This window comes from Sorangium sp. So ce426 (genome assembly GCF_051475585.1).
Classification (GTDB): Bacteria; Myxococcota_A; Polyangia; order Polyangiales; family Polyangiaceae; genus Sorangium; species Sorangium cellulosum_B.
Map to the genome: position 1 here is coordinate 3,873,426 of NZ_CP150341.1, position 17,449 is coordinate 3,890,874.

Consider the following 17,449-nt stretch of genomic DNA (forward strand, 5'->3'; position numbering starts at 1 on the left):
CGTAGGCACAGCGACGCTGAGGCGAACCTCTGGCGTGCTCAGCTCGCGCGCGCGAGGCCGTCCGGGGCCGAGGCGCCGCTCTGGGCGAGGCGCTCGGCGAGGGCCTTGTCGTAGAGGGCCTGTTCGCTCGCCTTGTGGGCGGCGGTGAAGCGCACGAGGATCGCGCACACCGACGAGACGAGCGCGGCGAAGCCCAGCACCGCAAAGCAGTCCTGGATGTCGCCGACGGCCTTGAGCAGGAAGCCCGCCGCGACCGCGCCGACGTTGCCGCCCGCGCCCACGATGCCCGCGACGCCGCCGAGCGCCTTGCGATCGATGAAGGGCACGAGCGCGTAGGTGGCGCCGCAAGCCATGTGTGTGAAGAGCCCGAAGACGACCATCGCGAGCACCGCCATCCCCGCCGTCTGCATCCGGGAGAACCAGAGAAGGCCGAGCCCCTCGCCGACCATCAGCGCGAACAGGAGGGTCGTGCGGGCGTCCAGGCCCTTCCGGTGGGCCAGCCGATCGGAGAGCATGCCGCCCACGGCGCGCGCGAACAGCGCCAGGAGCCCGAAGCTGCCCGCGGCCATGCCTGCGGTCTGGAGATCCAGCTTGAACCGGTCCACGAAGTAGCTGGCGGCCACGTTGTGCACGAAGAGCTCGATCCCGAAGCAGGCCCCGTAGGTGACGAACAGCATCCAGGACCGGTAGTTGCCCATCGCCGCCTTGAAGACCGCCCATCCGCCCTTCTTCCCGCCCTCGATCTCGACGCCCGCCGCGCGGAGGTCCTTGTAGTTCCCTTGCGGGCAGTCCTGGGTGTACTTCCAGTAGAGGACCGCGACGACGAGCATGAGCGCGCCCGGCACCACCATCGCGAGGCGCCAGCCGAGCGACGAGCTGACACCCAGGCTGAGCACGGCCGCGAGCACCCAGGGCATCACCGACTGCGTGACGCCCCCTCCGGCGTTGCCCCAGCCCGCGCTCGCGGCGTTCGCGGTGCCGACCACGTTGGGAGCGAACATGACGGACGTGTGGTACTGCGTGATGACGAAGCTCGCGCCGATCATGCCGATCAGCAGCCTGAAGAACAGGAAGACCTCATAGCTCTGCGCGAGCGCGATCCCGAGCACGGGGATGGCGCCGAGCGCGAGCAAGCACGTGTAGGTCGCCCGCGGGCCGTACTTGTCGCAGAGCGGCCCGATCACCAGACGCCCCGCCACCGTGATCCCCACCGCGGCGATGTTGATGTTGGCGATCTGCTCCTTGGTCAGCCCGAACTCGCCCTTGATGACCGGCATCAGCGGTGCCACCGCGAACCACGCGAAGAAGCAGGCGAAGAACGCCAGCCAGGTCAGGTGGAATGCGCGCATCGCTGGAGTCGACAGCGAAAATAGCTCGATCTTGGTCGCCTTGGTAGCCTGGGTCATGGGTCCTCGTAAGTTGCAAGTTCTGAAGGACCTCGCGGTGCGGCGCTCGAGGCCTCAGGACGGATCCATAAAACAAGGACCGTGAATGAATCGTAAATCGTATGTTTCCGGTCGATGTCGAGCCCAAAATAGGTTGTAGATCGTATGTTTCCGGTCGATGTCGGACCCCAGATGGGTTGTCGACCGTATGTTTCCGTTCGATGTCGGACCCCAGATGGGTTGTCGACCGTATGTTTCCGTTCGATGTCGGACCCCAGGTGGGTTGTCGACCGTATGTTTCCGTTCGATGTCTGCGCCGCGGCCATCACGGCACGCGAGGCGCGCTCAGAGCGCCTGCTGGTAGAGCGCCGATCGGAAGCGCGCTTCAGGGCGAGGCGAGCAAGCGCGTCTGCCTGATCCTCGCGATGAAGGCGTCGGCGTCTCCGTTGTGGGTGAGATCGGGGCCGCTCACGGTCGGGAAGGTCGCCTCCGTCGAATGGGCGATCCCGGCGACGAACGCGTCGCCGTGCCAGTGCACCGCGATATCTCTGCCGGTGTCCGTGCTCGATCCGCCGATGAACCCGGAATAGACGAGGCTCGCGCCGGAGGCGCCGACCTTGGTCACGAAGGCGTCGACGCCTCCGTTGTGCGTGAGATCGGGCCCCCCGACGGCGGGAAAATCAGCGGACGATGTCGCGCCCGTCAGGTAAGCACGGCCGGCGAGGTCGACCGCGAGCCCCGTGCTGCCGTCCAGGCTCGTGCCGCCGACATAGCCGGCGTAGACGAGCTCGGCGCCCGACCGGCTGACCTTCGCCACGAACGCGTCCTCGGCGCCGTTGTAGGTCAGGTCGGGGCCGATCTTGACGGGAAAGGTCAGCTCGTCGGAGGCCGTGTTCCCGGAGACATAGGCGTTGCCAGCGAGGTCCACGTCGATGCCCTGGCCGACGTCGGAGCCGGCGCCGCCGATGTAGCCGGCGTATTCTAGCCCGGTGCCCGCGGGGCTCACCTTGGCGACGAACGCGTCGCCGGCGGCGCCTCCGTCGTTCTGGGAGAGATCCGGGCCGACCTGGACGGGGAAGGTGTCTGCGCCTGAGAAGGTCCAGCCGGTGACATAGGCGGCGCCGGCCCAGTCCACGGCGATGGAGAAGGCCTCGTCCTGCGCGCTGCCGCCGATGTAACCGGCATAGACGAGGCCTGCGCCGGAGGCGTCGACCTTGGCGACGAAGGCGTCGGCGCCGCCGTTCTGCGTGAGATCGGGGCCCACCTGAGCGGGGAACGTCGATGCGTCGGAGTCAGCCCTCCCGGTCACGTAGGCGTCGCCGCAGCTGTCCACGGCGACGTCGAACCCGAGATCGGTCCCGGCGCCGCCGATGTAGCCGGCATAGGCGATGTCCTTGCCGGAGGTGTCGATCTTCACGATGAACGCGTCGCCCTGGCCGTTGTAGGTCAGGTCCGGGCCGATCTCGACGGGGAAATCATCGGAGTGCGTGAGGCCTGTCACGTGGGCCTGGCCGGCCCAATCCACCGCGATGCCCCTGCCGAGCTCGAACCCGGATCCGCCGATATAGCCCGCGTAGACGAGGGCGCCCCGCGGGTCCACCTTGGCGACGAAGGCGTCCTGGCCACCGTTGTATTTGGGATCGGGACCGACGATGTCCGGGAAGGTCGTCCGGGTGGAGGTCGTCGAGCCCGTGATATAGGCGTTGCCGGCCAGGTCCACCGCGATGTCCTCGCCGTCGTCCGAGCCGGATCCACCGATGAAGCCGCAGGTGATCAGCACGGCCGGATCGATCACCAGCGGCAGGGTCGGGTCGTAGGCGCCCAGGCGGAGCCCATAGGTCTGCGCCCCGTCCGGCGCGGGTGCCTCGAGGGCGTACGCGCTCGGCACCGCCACGCGGCCCTCGGGGGTGTCCTGGAAGGACAGCGGCGCGTCGTCGGTGAAGCTGCCCGCCGGCGTGGAGATCTCGATCTGCCCGCCGTCGGTCAGGCGCACCGCGCTCGCGCCCCGGTAGGTGAGCCGGATCTGCGCCGGATCGACCCCCGGCGCGACCACGAACTGGTACTTCAGCGCGCGGGCCGTGCCGGAGATCTCGAGATCGACGCCGGGCCAGAGGTCCTCGTAAACCACCGCGGCATAGGTCGGGAGGCCGGTCCTCCACTGCGCGCGAGGGCCCGTGAAATAGCTGACCACCGCGCCGGTGGGATCCTTCCCCTCGGGCGCGACGCCGGCGCGATGGCCCTCGAACTCGAGCCTCACCGCCCAGCGGGGGAGCGAGGCCTCCGGGGCGCCGGCCAGGACGAAGGTGATGCCGTCGGGTCCGAGGTGAACGGCCTTGTCTCGCCCCTGGACGTGATAGCCCGAGGCGGACTCCGCCGCCCCTCGGCTCTCGATGAAATGGAGCGCAGGCTCGACCAGCGTGGCCTGCGACCCGGCCGCGCTGTCGTCCGGAGCGGCGGGCGCGTGGCCGTCCATGCGTCCTTTCATCGCGTGATCGCAGGACGAGAGGCCGAGCGCCCCACCGAGAAGCAATGCAGTCCTCAGGATCGTCATCAACGTTCCCCCTCCCCGCCGTGCATGGTACGGCCGCGGCCGGGAGAGGCGGGGATGAAGGATACGACCTGACCCAGGGCATGCCAGCCGCCAGCCGGGGTCCACGGCAGGATGAGGGCGTTGCCGCGCGGACGGCACGAGCGGCCGTGGACCCGCGGAGGATCGCGCCCGACGCCGCGGCCCTGCCCGGCGTCCCGCGCCCCTCGGCATCCTCGCCCCCGCCGACTTCACGCGATCTGCCTTCGCCTTGACGGCGTTCGCGTCAAACCGTCGAGACACAGAGGCGAAAGCCGATCGTTGTATGTCGCGCGACCTCGTGGCTCCAGTTGCGGTACGCCGACTGGAGCCTGCTCTCGATGCTGCGCCAGCACCCGCCTCGCAGCGGGCGCACCCGCGTCGCGCCGCCCACGCACGGATCGCGGCCGAGGCGCGTTCGTTCGAGGTGCGCGTCCGCGCGGAACGCGTCCAGGCACCAGCTCCAGACATTGCCGGCCATGTCGTGACAACCAAAGGGGCTCGCGCCGGCCGGGTGCGCGCCTGTCGGGCTCGGCCCGCCGCGATTCCAGTCCTCGGCGAAGCAGGCGCGCCGTTCGTCCGGGGGGTCGTCTCCCCAGGGATATCGCCGCCCATCGAACCCGCGCGCGGCGAGCTCCCATTGCGCCTCCGTGGGCAAGGTCCCCCCGGCCCAGGCGCAATACCGCAGGGCTTCGATGTAACTCACGTTCACCACGGGCCGATCGGGCGCGTCGAGCTCTGGCCGGCCCGCGGAGGGCGGCGCCGCGGCGCCCGTCGCCTCGACGAAGGTGCTGTATTCGGCGCGGGTGACCGGGTGAGCGCCGATCCAGAAGGGCGACAGCTCGACGCGATGAGGTGGGTTGGGCGCCTCGGATTCGAAGATCGGCTCGTGGCCCATCGTGAAGGTGCCGCCAGGGATCCACACGAGGCCGGGAGGCGTCGAGCGCGGGCCCGTTTTCATGGCGTCCGCGAGCCCGCCGCCGCGCGCTGTGCTTCGAATGGCTCGATGGAAGGCCACATCGACGCGCGCCGGCAGCCGATACAATCCTCCGCGACCGGAATCCCGGCGTCGAGCAGCCTGCGCGCCGCCGAGAGCTCGAGCAACCCCGATTGGAACCACACCACTGACGGACGCAACACCAGCGCATCCTCGACGTGGGGCACGAATTCCTCGGGCTTGCAGAAGACGTTCAGCACGTCGATGGGCGCGGGAAGCTCGATCAGGCGGCGGTGGACGGGCACGCCGAGGATCTGGGTCGCCTCGGGATAGCGGGTCGGGACGGGGAGGATGTGGTAGCCGACCTTCTGGAGGTAAAGCGGGATCTGGTGCGCATCGAGGTCCCGGCGGCTCTCCGGCTTGATCCCCAGCACCGCGATCGAGCGCGCATTTCTGAGCGTCCGTTCCATGTCCACGGCGCCGAGGAGAGGGAGGTCGAGCATGTTCTGCCCCGCGGAGAAGATCTAGCATGCGCGATGTCGTCCTGGACCTGCGTGATCTCCGCGCTGAATGCAGCCAGGGTGCCGCCGGCAACCCGAGCAGCCGAGGGGCGTTCGCTCGATCAAGGAACTCGGTGACACCGAAGCTCTGCTCAGAGGAGAGCACGAAGCCCAGGTCGCGATAGGAGAGCAGCGCCGCGCAAGACGACGTAGGAGCTGCGCAGGAGCCACGGAAATGTGTGGTAGGACACCAAGTGGGGGATGCAGGAGAGGGCTGGGACGGCTCAGCAGCCGATTGATTGTACGATAGCATACCATGATAGGTACGCAGGCGGGAGCCGGGGCTGCGCAGCAAGAGCGCCGAGGCCGCGCAGCAGGACTGCCGGGGCCGCGCAGGAGGGGCAGTGGGACGCGCAGGCGCGAGCCGGGGCTGCGCAGCAAGAGCGCCGAGGCCGCGCAGCAGGACCGCCGGGGCCGCGCAGGAGGGGCAGTGGGACGCGCAGGCGGGAGCCGGGGCTGCGCAGCAAGACCGCCGAGGCCGCGCAGGTGGCCGCCAGGGACGGGAAAGCGCGGCAACCGCCGCGCTTCGACGCGCTGGAAGCCCCCCTGAACCCTGGCGACCCACGACGCGCGCTCCCCCGCTACGAGCGCGCGCCTCCGCAGCGGCGCTACTTCCCCGGCGCGAACGGTCCCATCGACGCCAGCCGCGTCCAGGTCGCGCCCTGTCTCCCCACGCGCCTCACGTGGATCTGATAGCCGACCTCGCCGCCCACGCCGTCGCGCGCTATCTCGATCTCGTTGTAGCCGTTGTACTCCTGCACCTCCCGGCTGGAGAGCGACGGCGCCGCGGCGATACGGATCGTCCAATCCTCGTGCCGCTCCGGCCACTGCTCCTTGCCGAACCACCCCGTGTGGCTGTGGCCGTGGAGCACCAGGCAGAACTCCTTGTGGGCCAGCGCGTCCTTCACCTCACCTGCGTTGATCAGGCCGCCGAAGCGGGCGAGCTCGGTGGACGGCAGCGGCGACACCGGGTGATGCAGGACCGCGATCCGGATCGGCGCGTGCCACTGCGCCCTGCGCAGGCGCTGGAGATCCGCGTTGTGGACCAGGCCGGGATCGATGCGCGCCACGTGGTCGCGCAGCGCCGCGGCGCGCTCGGCGTCCGGCTCGTCCATGGCGCCTTGCCGCAGACGGCCGATGAGCGAGAGGAGCTCGTCCCGGACCGGATCCTTCTCCTCCTGGCCGCCGAACTCCGCCGATCCGAGCAGCGCGAACTCCACCCCGAGATCCGCATACCGCGCCACCGCGAGCGCCCGCGTCGCCGGCGGCTCCTCGAGCGGCGGCCGCGCGCAGCGCGGGTGATCGCCGAACGCCCGCGCGAAAGGCGCGTGGCGCGCCTGCGTGTCGGCCTGGGCGGGCCCCGCCGCCTGCCGCCAGTCGACGTCGTGATTGCCGCCCACGAGCAGCACGTTGGGCTCGTCGGGCGGCAGGCGAGGGTGATCCGCGAGGTGCCTGGAGACCTGATCGAGCCAGAGGCGGGCCTCGGCGTACTGGGCGTCGTCGGCCCACTCGGCGACGTCGCCCGACACGACGAGCAGGTGCGGCGCGCGGCCGGACGCGGCGAGCTCGGCGACGTGCTCGACGTAATGATCGCAGACGCGCGGGGGGCCGAGCCCGCCCGTCATGGTGTTGCCGTGCTGGTTCCTCTCCTTCACGTCGATGCGCTCGGCGGATTTCGGGCCGAAATGGATGTCGGAGACATGGTGGATCCGCAGCGGGCACAGGTTCGCTTCGAGGATCGGATCGGCGAGCACGGGGCGCCCGTCCCGCTGCTGGACGAGGCCGCAGCGCTCGAGCAGATCGACGTTCTCGTCGCGGGGAGACGCGCCGCGCGCGATCTCGCGGAGCACGCCCCGCTGCGCGTCGGTCAGCCCGTCCTCGAACACGGCGCGGTGATAGGCGAACTCCATGCGCTCGCTGCTCACGCGCGCCGTTCGCAGGAGCGCCCATGGGGTGTTCGCCAGAGCGGGAGATTGCTCGGCGAGCTCGAAGACGAGCTCGAGCAGGAAGGGATTCCGGCGCCAGGCGACGGGCAGGTCGGGGAGGAGCGCCCTCGACACCGCGGTGCGGGCGAGCTTGAGCGCCTCGCTGTGCGTGAGGGGATCGAGGAAGCGCATGTCCCGCGAGCAGACGAGCCCGGCGTCGCCGGAGGCCGCGCGTTCGAGCGCGATCCACTCGGCGGGGCTCATCGCCAGGAAGATCCTTGTGTTGTTGGTGTAGAGGTCGACGCACCAGCGCAGGAAGGCGCTCGCGTCGCGCGGGCTGCCGCCCTGGCCGGCGAGCTGCGGCTCATCCAGGAGGAGCGTTGTCCCCGGCGGCACGCTGGGGAGCGTCCGGCCGAACTTGCGGAGGTCGAGGTAACGCACGCTCGTCTTGTCGGCGAGGCCGAGGTGGTGCTCGAGCGCCCTGAGCGTCCACGTCTTCCCGGCCCTGCGCGCGCCGACGAGCGGCCATATCACGCCGTTCACCGGCAAGGACAGCAAGAGATCCAGGAGCTGCGCGTGATCGCGGACATCGCGTTCCGGTGCGTAGGCTCTCCTCACGTCGAACGCGCGCGTCACGGCTCTCTCCTTGGTTCCCTGGCCACCCGGCGAATCCAGTCGAAGAACGGCGGATCCGCCAGCCATGCGCCGAGCGCATCGCAGAGGCCCGCGTCGCAGAGGACGGCGACGTCCTCGGAAGGCAGCCTGCGCACCTCGGGCAGCGCCGCGTCGGGGGCGCCGCGGAGGGCGCCGAGCACGGCGCGCGCGCGCTGGGGCAGCTCGGCCCAGCGCGGGCGGAAGAAGGCCGCGTCGCGGTCGAGGAGGAGGCGTTGCTCGTAGAGCTCCCGCACGCCGGCGCGCTCCACCAAGGCGCGGCGGTGGCCAGCGCGGACGGCCTGGACGAGGGCATAACCCATGACCTGGAGATAGAAGGGCCATGGGCCGCAGAGCTCGACGATCCAGCGGGCGGTCCGCTCGGCCTCCATGGGGACGTCGGGAGGAGCGGTGTCGACGAGGAAGCGGATCGCGTCCTCCTCGGGGAGAGGGCCGAGGTTGACCGGGGTGACGTCGTTGCCGAACGAGGAGCCCGGGGCCGCGGCGAAGGCGTGCTCGACGACGGTGACCCAGTCCCAGTGCGAGCCGACGAGGACGACGCTGGTCTGCTCCTGGCCCACGGCGCGCAGCCACGCGAAGACGGTGGCGTCGGCCTGGTGGAGGTTGGCGACCTCGTCGAGGAGCAGGACGGCGTTGCCGGCGCTGGAGAGGCGGTTGCGCAAGGTGAGCGCGGGGGTGGCGTCGGACTGGAGAGAGGGGTCGAGGAAGAGGGCGAGATCGTCGGCGGTGCGAAGGGGAGAGGCGCGGCCCTCGAGAGAGCGGTGGTGGACGGCGCGGGCAGGGGAGAGGCGCGCGGCGAGGTGGTGGAGGATGGAGGTCTTGCCCGAGCGGCGCGGGCCGCGGAGCACCGCGGGGCTGCGGCTGTCGATGAGGGCGAGGAGCTCCGCGAGGATGGGGGCGCGGCCGGGGAGGGCGGAAGCGTCGGTGAGGGCGGGGCCGGGGCGGAAGGGGTTGGGGCGGGCGGCGGCGGGGAGGGAGAGCGATTCGAGAGCGAGCTCGCGGATTGCAGGCGCGTGCGCGGGGGCCGGTGCGGCGGCTGCGGGGGCCGCGGCGGCGAGCGCGGGTGCGGTGAGCGCTGGCGCAGGGGCGGCTATCGTGGGGACAGCGGCGGTAGGGCCGTGGGCCGCGGGGCCAGCCTTGATGACGTGCGCTTCACCATCCCAGGCCACGCCGCCCGCGTAGCCGTGCCTGGCGAGCTCCTCGCCGAGGTTGTCGCCGCTGAGATCTCCGGAGAGCGCAGCCTTCACCTTGTCGGGGCGGTGGAGGATGTCGCGGAAGCCGGCGAGGGGAAGGTAAAGCGTGGTCGTCGCGCCGGGGCGCCGGAGGGCGAGGCGGGCGCGGTCGGGGTGGAGGTCACCGAACGAGCAGAAGCCACCGGCGGTGCGGATGAGGGTGGCGAGGCCTGCGAACTCGAACGAGGCGAGGAGCTTGCTATCGAAGGCGTTCCAGATCCGTACCGAGGCGTTCCCGGCGCTAGCCAGGCGCTTTCCGTCGGGGTGCCAGGCAATCGCCCATATCCGGGAGGGATGACCCTCGAGGCGAGCGACCTCGTTTCCGGTGTCCGGGTCCCAGAGGAGCACGGTGTTGTCGTCTCCGGCGCTAGCCAGGCGCTTTCCGTCGGGGTGCCAGGCAACGGCTATGACCGGAGCTGAGTGTCCCATGAGGCGAACGAGCTCGTTTCCGGTGTCCGGGTCCCAGAGGAGCACGGTGTTGTCGTCTCCGGCGCTAGCCAGGCGCTTTCCGTCAGGGTGCCAGGCAACGGCCGTGACCCCAGCAGAGTGTCCCACGAGACGAGCGAGCTCGTTTCCGGTGTCCAGGTCCCAGAGGAGGACGGTGCTGTCGACCCCTGCGCTAGCCAGGCGCTTTCCGTCGGGGTGCCAGGCAACGGCCCTGACCCAATCCGAATGTCCTTCGAGGCGAGCGTATTTGTTTTCGGTGTCCAGGTCCCAGAGGAGCACCGTCCCGTCGACTCCTGCGCTAGCCAGGCGCTTTCCGTCGGGGTGCCAGGCAACGGCGCTGATCCAACGCAAATGTCCTTCGAGGCGAGCGAATTCGTTTCCGGTGTCCAGGTCCCATAGGAGTATGGTGTTGTCATCTCCTGCGCTAGCCAGGCGCTTTCCGTCGGGGTGCCAGGCAACGGCCGTGACCGAATTCAAATGTCCTACGAGGCGAGCGAGCTCGGTGCCAGTACCCGTGTCCCAGAGGAGCACCGTCCCGTCGATTCCTGCGCTAGCCAGGCGCTTTCCGTCGGGGTGCCAGGCAACGGCCGTGATCGGATTCGAATATCCCACGAGGCGAGCGAGCTCGTTTCCGGTGCCCTGATCCCAGAGGAGCACGGTGTTGTCGTATCCTGCGCTAGCCAGGCGCTTTCCGTCGGGGTGCCAGGCAACGGCGCTGACCCCACGCAATTGTCCTTCGAGGCGAGCGAGTTCGTTTCCAGTGTCCGTGTCCCATAGGAGGACGGTGTTGTCGTATCCTACGCTAGCCAGGCGCTTTCCGTCGGGGTGCCAGGCAACGGCGATGACCCAAGGCGAATGTACTTCGAGGCGAGCGAGTTCGTTTCCGGTGTCCGGGCCCCACAGGAGCACGGTGTTGTCGCCTCCGGCGCTCGCTAGGCGCTTTCCGTCGGGGTGCCAGGCAACGGCCGTGACCGCAGCTGAGTGTCCCACGAGGCGAGCGAGCTCGTTGCCAGTGCCCGTGTCCCAGAGGAGCACGGTGTTGTCGTTTCCGGCGCTAGCCAGGCGCTTTCCGTCGGGGTGCCAGGCAACGGCCCTGACCGCAGCTGAGTGTCCCACGAGGCGAGCGAGCTCGTTGCCAGTGCCCGTGTCCCAGAGGAGCACGGTGTTGTCGTTTCCGGCGCTAGCCAGGCGCTTTCCGTCGGGGTGCCAGGCAACAGCCCTGACCGCAGCTGAGTGTCCCACGAGGCGAGCGAGCTCGTTGCCAGTGCCCGTGTCCCAGAGGAGCACGGTGTTGTCGCCTCCGGCGCTAGCCAGGCGCTTTCCGTCGGGGTGCCAGGCAACGGCCGTGACAGAATTCGAATGTCCCACGAGGCGAGCGAGCTCGTTGCCAGTGTCCGTGTCCCAGAGGAGCACGGTGTTGTCGCCTCCTGCGCTAGCCAGGTGCTTGCCGTCAGGCGCCCAGGCGATCGCAAGGATGTCTGAGGTGTGTCCCGAGACGAGCTCTGCCTGCACCTGCGGCGGTACTGGAGCAAGGTTGAGCCCGCGCTCGAGGAGCTCGTTCTCAGGCGCAGCCAGCCATGCGCTCACATCCACGTCCTCGGCTCGCACGTCCTTCCAGTGACCTGCTGTCCAGGTCGACTGCCGGAAGACCGCGCCCGTGAGGTCCGCTGCCTCGACCACGGCACCGTTCGCCTCGGCCTGGGTAAAGTCTGCGCGATGCGCGAGCACGCCTCGGAGGAGCGCCCGGTCGAGCTTCGCACCCGATAGTGTGGCTCCGCTCAGCATGGCGCCCGTCAGATCCGCTCCGGAGAGGTCGGAGCCGGCGAGGTTCGCGCCCTCCAGCTTCGCGCCGAGAAGGCGCGCCCCGCGAAGATCCTCACCGACGAGCTGCGCCCCGCGGAGATCCGCTCCGCCCGGGATCCAGTCCGCCCCATCACCTGCCCATCGAGAGAGGCCGAGCAGCAGCCGCAGGGCGTTCTCGACGATCTCACCGGGTCGCTGGAGCGGCCGCCGATCCTCCGCCAGGAACGACTGGACCGCGCGGACCGCGCTCGCGCGCCTCGGCTCCCCGTCCGCCCTCAGGATCTCTCCGACGAACGCCGCGACCTCCTGCGTGATCGGCCTTGTCCGGAGCGCCTCCTCCGGCCGCTCAGGCAGCGTCGCGACCAGCGCGCGGGCGAGAAAGTACTCGAGGAACGACTTGTGCGCGAAGCGATACCGATCCTCGTCGTCGCGGACGAAGAAGGCTCCGCCCTGGATCTCGAGGAATGCCGCGCCCGGCGGCATGCCCATGCCCTCGGGCAGAAGCGGGAAGAGGCGAGCACGGACGGAGCTCTGGAGCGCCTGCCACGTACAGGTCGCCTTTCCAGACCGCCAGAGCTGCTCGGCCAGCGCCTCTGCAAACTCCTTCTTCTGCTCGTCGGTAAAGCACTCCGGGTCGTCCTTCCGCGTGTTGTCGAGCCATCGCTTCAGGTACGCCTCGTAGAGGTCCGCCCGGCCGACCTGCGCGCCGGGAGAGAGGTCGTCCAGCGTGGCCAGCACCATCCCGAGCAGCAGCGGCCGGTGCACCAGGTCCTTGAGGTCGTAGATCCCGGCGATGCGCGAGAGCGCCGCCGTGGCGCCGCCCTCGCCGCGGATCTGTCGCACGAGCTCGCGCACGTGATCGTCGGTGAACGGCTGGACCACGACGCGCCGGATCCCCGCCGGCGCGCCGAGCGCCTGCGAGAGCGCGCTCTCGGTCGTCGTCGTGAGGTGCGCCTGGCTGGGGAAGTAGTTGTCCCGCGAGGAGACAATCACCTTTCCTCCGCCCGCCGCGATCTCGAGCAGCCCGGAGAGCCTGCCTGCGAGCTCCGCGGCCTCGAGGCGCGTCGCCATCTCGTCGAAGCCGTCGAAGCAGGGGACGAGCAGGTGATGCCGGGTGAGGAGGCGCACGGCGGCGCGGTTCTCGGGGGCATCTTCGAGCCCGGCTGCCTGGAGCAGGAGCTGCTCTGCGCTTGCCGACGGGGACGCGCCGGCGAGGTTCACGAGGAGCGGCAGCGGCGTCGCCCCGGATTCCCAGCGCCTGTCGGCCCACACGGCGAGCGCGGTCGATTTCCCCAGCCCGAACTCGCCGAGGACGAGGGCCGTCGGCTCGCCCGACGACAGCCATGCGTCGAGGGCGCCGAGCATCGGTGTGGGCTCCCCGCCGTCGACACGGGCGTCGGGCTCCACGAACCTGCCGTCGACCTCGCGCAGCCGCTGGTCGCGGAGCGCCGCGATCACGGCGCGCGCGCCACCGAAGCGGTGCAAGAGGCCCGCGATCCGGTCCCGCCGCGCGTCCGGTGGGATCTCGTCGCACGCGGCGCCCGCAAGCCCGGTCTCGGCGAGCGCGGCGAGCAGTCCCACCGAGCGATCACCGAGGGATCCCTCGCCGGCGTCGGTCCACAGGACCCACCCCTCGTCTCGGGACGACGCGATCAGGATCGTGGGCGGAACACTCTGGCTCTCGGACGAGATACCGACGGTCGCGATACGCTGTCTCCCCTCCGCCATCGCGAGCAGGCGAAGGTTCTCCGCTGCGTTGATCTGATGCTCGGAGAACCGCGTGACGTGCCCGTGCTCGTCCGCCTCCTCGACGGGCCGCCGCGTTTCAGCGTCAGCCGCCACGCGCCGGAGGCGACCCTTGACGACCTCGATCAGGTCAGCGGGTCGCCTCTGAAACGCGAGGATCCACCCTCCGACCCGCCTCGTTCCGAGCGCCGCCGGGTCGAGCCCTCCCGGCAGCACCACCCGCACCTCCGGCGCCGGCTTTTCCTCCTGCCTGCTCTCGTCGACCTCGCGTGGGCCGCGCACCGCCTGCGCCACGGCCCCGAGCGCCGCCGCGCCGTCGCTCGTCCACTCGCCGGCGCCCCGCGTCGCGTCCACCGCCTTCCGGAGCCGCGCCTCGACCTCGGCGAACCCGGCCTCCCGCGCCTCCCGCTGCGCCATCCACCCGAACACCACGTCGGCGGCCGCGCCGGCCATCGCCGCCCGCAGCGCGTCGAGCGGCAGCACCTCCGCCGGGAGCACCACCTCCCGCGTGAACTGCCGTAGCTGCTCGACGCTCGTCACCTTGTCGAGCTCGCCGTACAGCCGCCTGAGCCGCCTCCCCCGCGCCGCGGCTCCGGAGAGCGCACCCGCGTTCAGCAGCACGTCGCGCGCCTCCTCGATCCGCGCGACGACCGCCTCCAGCGCGTCGTCGTCATCCCGCGCGAGCAGCTCCCGCGCCTCGTCGAGCCACCGCGCGTACGCCTCCCCGGCCGGGTGCCCGCGGTACACGAACGTCGCCTCGGCGACCGGCACCACCGGCCTTGGCGCCTCGTAGCGCGTCGACCTCCCGGCCCGCTCGTACCCGAGATCGACGTCGGCGACGATCACCCCTTCGTCGCCCGGATCGAGGTACCCGGCGCGATCCGGAAACCGCTTCAGATCATGCGCCTGCCCCTCATCGACGTACACCGACGTGCCGCCGCCCTCCGCGCCGTCGCAATAGAGCACCGGCCGCCCGTACCGGCGCGCCTCCTCCCACGCCTTGCCGGCGAACTCCGGCAGCGTGTGGTGCGGCGTCAGGCTCGGCACGGCGAGGAATCGGCACGCCCCGAGGCGCTCCGCCACGAGCCTCCGGTGCGGTTCGCCCTCCCGAAACAGGAAGTCGAGACAGACCAGCACGCCCATGGGCCCCGGGAGGCCGTCCGGCATCTCGACGGGCGCCCAGGTCGCGCCAGGCCGCATCGAGCTCCGCTCCGGGATCGCCGGGTTCAGCTTCGCCTGCAGGCCGAGCAGCCTGCCGCCGTGGAGCACCGGGCACACCGACTGTCCGACGGCGGGGAGCGCGGCCGCGCCGAGCCGCTCATACACCCCGGATCGCCGCGCCGCTCTGTCGACCGTGTGCGTCCCGGCCACGACGACCATGTCGCCCGCCGCCTCGGCGACGCCCCCGAGGATCTCCCACGGAACGCTGTACTCGGGGAGCACCGCGATCCTCGCGCCGTACTCCCGGCACGCGGCGAGCACCGCCTTTATCCGCGCGAGGAGCTGCGCATCGTACGCCTCCCGGATGCGCCGCCGGAGCGCGTCCAGCTTCGGCTTGATCACCTCCGGCACCTCGCCCCGCGACGGCACGAGCGAGTCCGACGCCACCCTGGGATCGAAGAGCGGATCCTCGAGCGGCGATCGCCGATCCACGACGATCGCCGGATGATAGGCGAGCTGCACGACAGCAACCCGCGTGTACGTCGACCCCTCCGCCGCCTTCTGCACTCGCTTGCTCCCCGCTGCCCGGCGCGTTCGCTTTTACCATTGCTCCGGCGCCGGCGGAGCCATCCAGTCACCCGCGCCCGGTGACAGTGACCCGGCCACGGCGGAAGATCGGCCGCCGGAGCCGCGGCGCCCCCAGCGCGAGCGCTGCCCCGCACGCGAGCGCGAGCGCCGGCAGGTAAAACCGCGGCAGCGCCACCACCGCCTCCAGGTGGTGCCGGCCGGGCCCGACGCGCACCGCGAAGAAGCCCGGGGCGACGCGCCGCGGGGCCAGCTCGGCGCCGCCGTCCCGCACGCGCCAGCCGCTGTACGCCGTGGCGCGGAAGACCACGTCGACCGGCGCCTCGGCGTCGACGATCGCCTCGTACGCGCCCGGCTCGCGCGGCGCCTCGCGCACGCTGGCGCGGGCCGCGTCGCAGCCGTCGTCGGCCACGGCCACGCGCTCGAGCGGGCCGCGGGTCGCCTCCAGCGCCACGAGCTCACCCGGCGTGTCGAGCACGGTGCGCGGCTGCTTCAGGTGCTCGAAGAGCGCTGCGAGCAGATCGGCCTCCCGGCCGCGCCACACCTCGCGCACGCATCCGAGCCCCACGTAGTCCGTGCCGCCCACCCGCCGGGACAGCTCGACCCCGCCGCGCCTGTCCACGAGCGCCCACGCCTCGGGCGGCCCCGGCCGCTGCGTTGTCAGGTGGATGAGCGTGCGGATGCCGAGCGCCTCCGCGCGCGCGGCGCTCCCGGGGCGCTCGGGCGCCACCTCGAGGAAGGCCGCGGCGTGAACGCCCACATGCGCGCCGGCGCCGGTCGAGAAGGCCATCGGGACCGCGCGGCGGAGATCGGCGGCGTGCATCATCGAGCAGGTCGCGAACTCGTCCTCGTCGGCGTAGCTCGCGCGGCCGTGCGGCGCCTCGGCGAGCCAGCGGGCGATGAGATCGGGGTCGAAGCCCTCGGCGGGCGGCGGGCAGCCGCGCGACGCGACGAGCGCGGCCTGCTTCTCTGCAAGGACGTGGAGCTCGGCCGCGCGGGCGGGGATCTCGAGGGCCGCGACGAGCGCGAGCGCGGCCGGCAGGACCGCGGCGAGCGCGGCCGGCAGGACCGCGGCGAGCGCGGCCGGCAGGAGCCCGGCGAGCGCGGGGCGCGAGCGGCGCGCGCCCCGCGCTGCCAGCGCGGCGCCGATGCGCGCGAGCGCCGCCGCCGCGAGGTCGAGCGCGGTGATGATGGCCCCGGCCGCGACGAGCGGCAGGAGGGCGAGGGCGCGCATCGGCTGGAACAGCGAGAGCAGCGCGCGGCCGAGCGGGCCTGCGCCGGCGATCCAGCCGCCGCTCATCGACAGGAGCAGCGCGACCGCCGACGCCGCGAGGACGGCCCGCGACGCCGGGGCGCGGAGGCGCGTCGCGTGCAGGAAGCAGGCGGCGATCCAGGCGGAGCCGATCACCGGGGCGTGCGCGAAGTCGAGCAGGTCGCCATCGAGCATCCACGGCAGCACGCGCTCGGGCCCGAAGCCGATGTGCCGCCAGCCGAGGCCGGCGGGCCAGCCGAAGGGCGCGGCCATCGACGCGATGCCGGGGCCGTAGAGCGCGGCCGCGACCAGGCCGCCGCCGGCGAGCGAGCGGAGCACGCGCGCGCACAGCCGCCGATCCCACGCGGCGATCGCGGCCGCGCCCAGGACGGCGGCGCTCACCGTGAAGACCTGCGGGTGCGTCGCCGCGCAGGCGGCGGCGAGCGCCGGCCCGAGCTCGAAGCGGGCGGGGCGGATCACCGCGGCGGCCCACGCGAGGACGACGGGGATGACCAGGATCTGCGAGAGCAGCCCGAGGAGGAAGAACGACGGCCACCCGCCGGCGAACTGCACGTACGGCGCGACCCACGCGAGCGCCACCGCGCCGGCGGCGGCCGACGCGGGCCGCGCGCCGACCGCGCGGGCCGCGGCGAGGACGACCAGCGGGGCCCCGATGAAGGCGGCGAAGCCGAGCCCCTTCACCGCGACCACCGGCGCGACGCCGAGGCGGATCAGCGCCGCCACGAGCAGCCAGCCGACCGGCGGGTAGTGCAGCGCGATCGGGAAGCCGCCGTTGTTCGTGGCGATCCACCCGTGCGGCAGGCCGCTCGTCGCGATGTCGTAGGCGATGGCGAGGTGCGAGATCGTGTCCTTCGGCAGCGCGGCGCCGGGCCCGGCGAGCGCGGGCGCGTCGCGCAGCGCGGGCAGGAGCGCCACCGCCACCGCCGCGGCGGCGGCGAGCCAGGCGAGGCGCGGCGCGGGCGCGGGCGCGGCGGCTGCGGCCGGCGCGGGCGCGGGCGCGGCGGCTGCGGCCGGCGCGGGCGCGGGCGCGGCGGCTGCGGCCGGCGCGGGCGCGGTGGGGCCGGCGGCCGCGCCGGCGCGGAGCTCGGCCAGCCGGAGGACGAGGACGCCGAGCGCGAGCAGGAGGTAGAGCATCAGCGGAGCTCGCCGTCGCCCGG

At 71.8% G+C, this 17,449-nt stretch carries 7 protein-coding genes; all 7 read right to left on the reverse strand.

Annotated features, from left to right (window positions below):
• Positions 1–38 precede the first annotated feature (38 nt).
• The 7 genes from WMF44_RS14565 to WMF44_RS14595 all read right to left on the reverse strand — a co-directional run bounded on the left by WMF44_RS14565 (position 39) and on the right by WMF44_RS14595 (position 17,426).
• On the reverse strand, positions 39–1,406 hold the full coding sequence (locus WMF44_RS14565; protein WP_437299716.1) for an MFS transporter: 1,368 nt from the start codon (positions 1,404–1,406) through the stop codon (positions 39–41).
• A 364-nt stretch (positions 1,407–1,770) separates the two neighbouring features.
• A complete protein-coding gene (locus WMF44_RS14570; RefSeq protein ID WP_437299717.1) occupies positions 1,771–3,936 on the reverse strand; it encodes an SBBP repeat-containing protein in 2,166 nt (721 codons plus the stop codon).
• Positions 3,937–4,198: 262 nt separating this feature from the next.
• Positions 4,199–4,912, reverse strand: a complete 714-nt coding sequence (locus tag WMF44_RS14575; protein WP_437299718.1) for a formylglycine-generating enzyme family protein — start codon at positions 4,910–4,912, stop codon at positions 4,199–4,201.
• A complete protein-coding gene (locus tag WMF44_RS14580; protein ID WP_437299719.1) occupies positions 4,909–5,358 on the reverse strand; it encodes a CoA-binding protein in 450 nt (149 codons plus the stop codon). Before WMF44_RS14580 ends, WMF44_RS14575 begins: the two co-directional genes overlap by 4 nt.
• A 698-nt stretch (positions 5,359–6,056) precedes the next feature.
• Positions 6,057–8,009 (reverse strand): metallophosphoesterase, encoded by a 1,953-nt coding sequence (locus WMF44_RS14585; protein ID WP_437299720.1) that lies wholly within the window; start codon positions 8,007–8,009, stop codon positions 6,057–6,059.
• The gene (locus tag WMF44_RS14590) at positions 8,006–14,956 is read right to left on the reverse strand and encodes a pentapeptide repeat-containing protein (protein WP_437299721.1); all 6,951 of its coding nucleotides are present in this window, start codon (positions 14,954–14,956) and stop codon (positions 8,006–8,008) included. Before WMF44_RS14590 ends, WMF44_RS14585 begins: the two co-directional genes overlap by 4 nt.
• A gap of 112 nt (positions 14,957–15,068) precedes the next feature.
• The gene (locus WMF44_RS14595; protein WP_437299722.1) at positions 15,069–17,426 is read right to left on the reverse strand and encodes a hypothetical protein; all 2,358 of its coding nucleotides are present in this window, start codon (positions 17,424–17,426) and stop codon (positions 15,069–15,071) included.
• Positions 17,427–17,449 lie beyond the last annotated feature (23 nt).

Coding starts and splice junctions, on each gene's coding strand:
- WMF44_RS14565 (WP_437299716.1), bottom strand. CDS start 1,406: ATGACCCAGGCTACCAAGGCGACCAAGATCGAGCTATTTTCGCTGTCG.
- WMF44_RS14570 (WP_437299717.1), bottom strand. CDS start 3,936: ATGACGATCCTGAGGACTGCATTGCTTCTCGGTGGGGCGCTCGGCCTC.
- WMF44_RS14575 (WP_437299718.1), bottom strand. CDS start 4,912: ATGAAAACGGGCCCGCGCTCGACGCCTCCCGGCCTCGTGTGGATCCCT.
- WMF44_RS14580 (WP_437299719.1), bottom strand. CDS start 5,358: ATGGAACGGACGCTCAGAAATGCGCGCTCGATCGCGGTGCTGGGGATC.
- WMF44_RS14595 (WP_437299722.1), bottom strand. CDS start 17,426: ATGCTCTACCTCCTGCTCGCGCTCGGCGTCCTCGTCCTCCGGCTGGCC.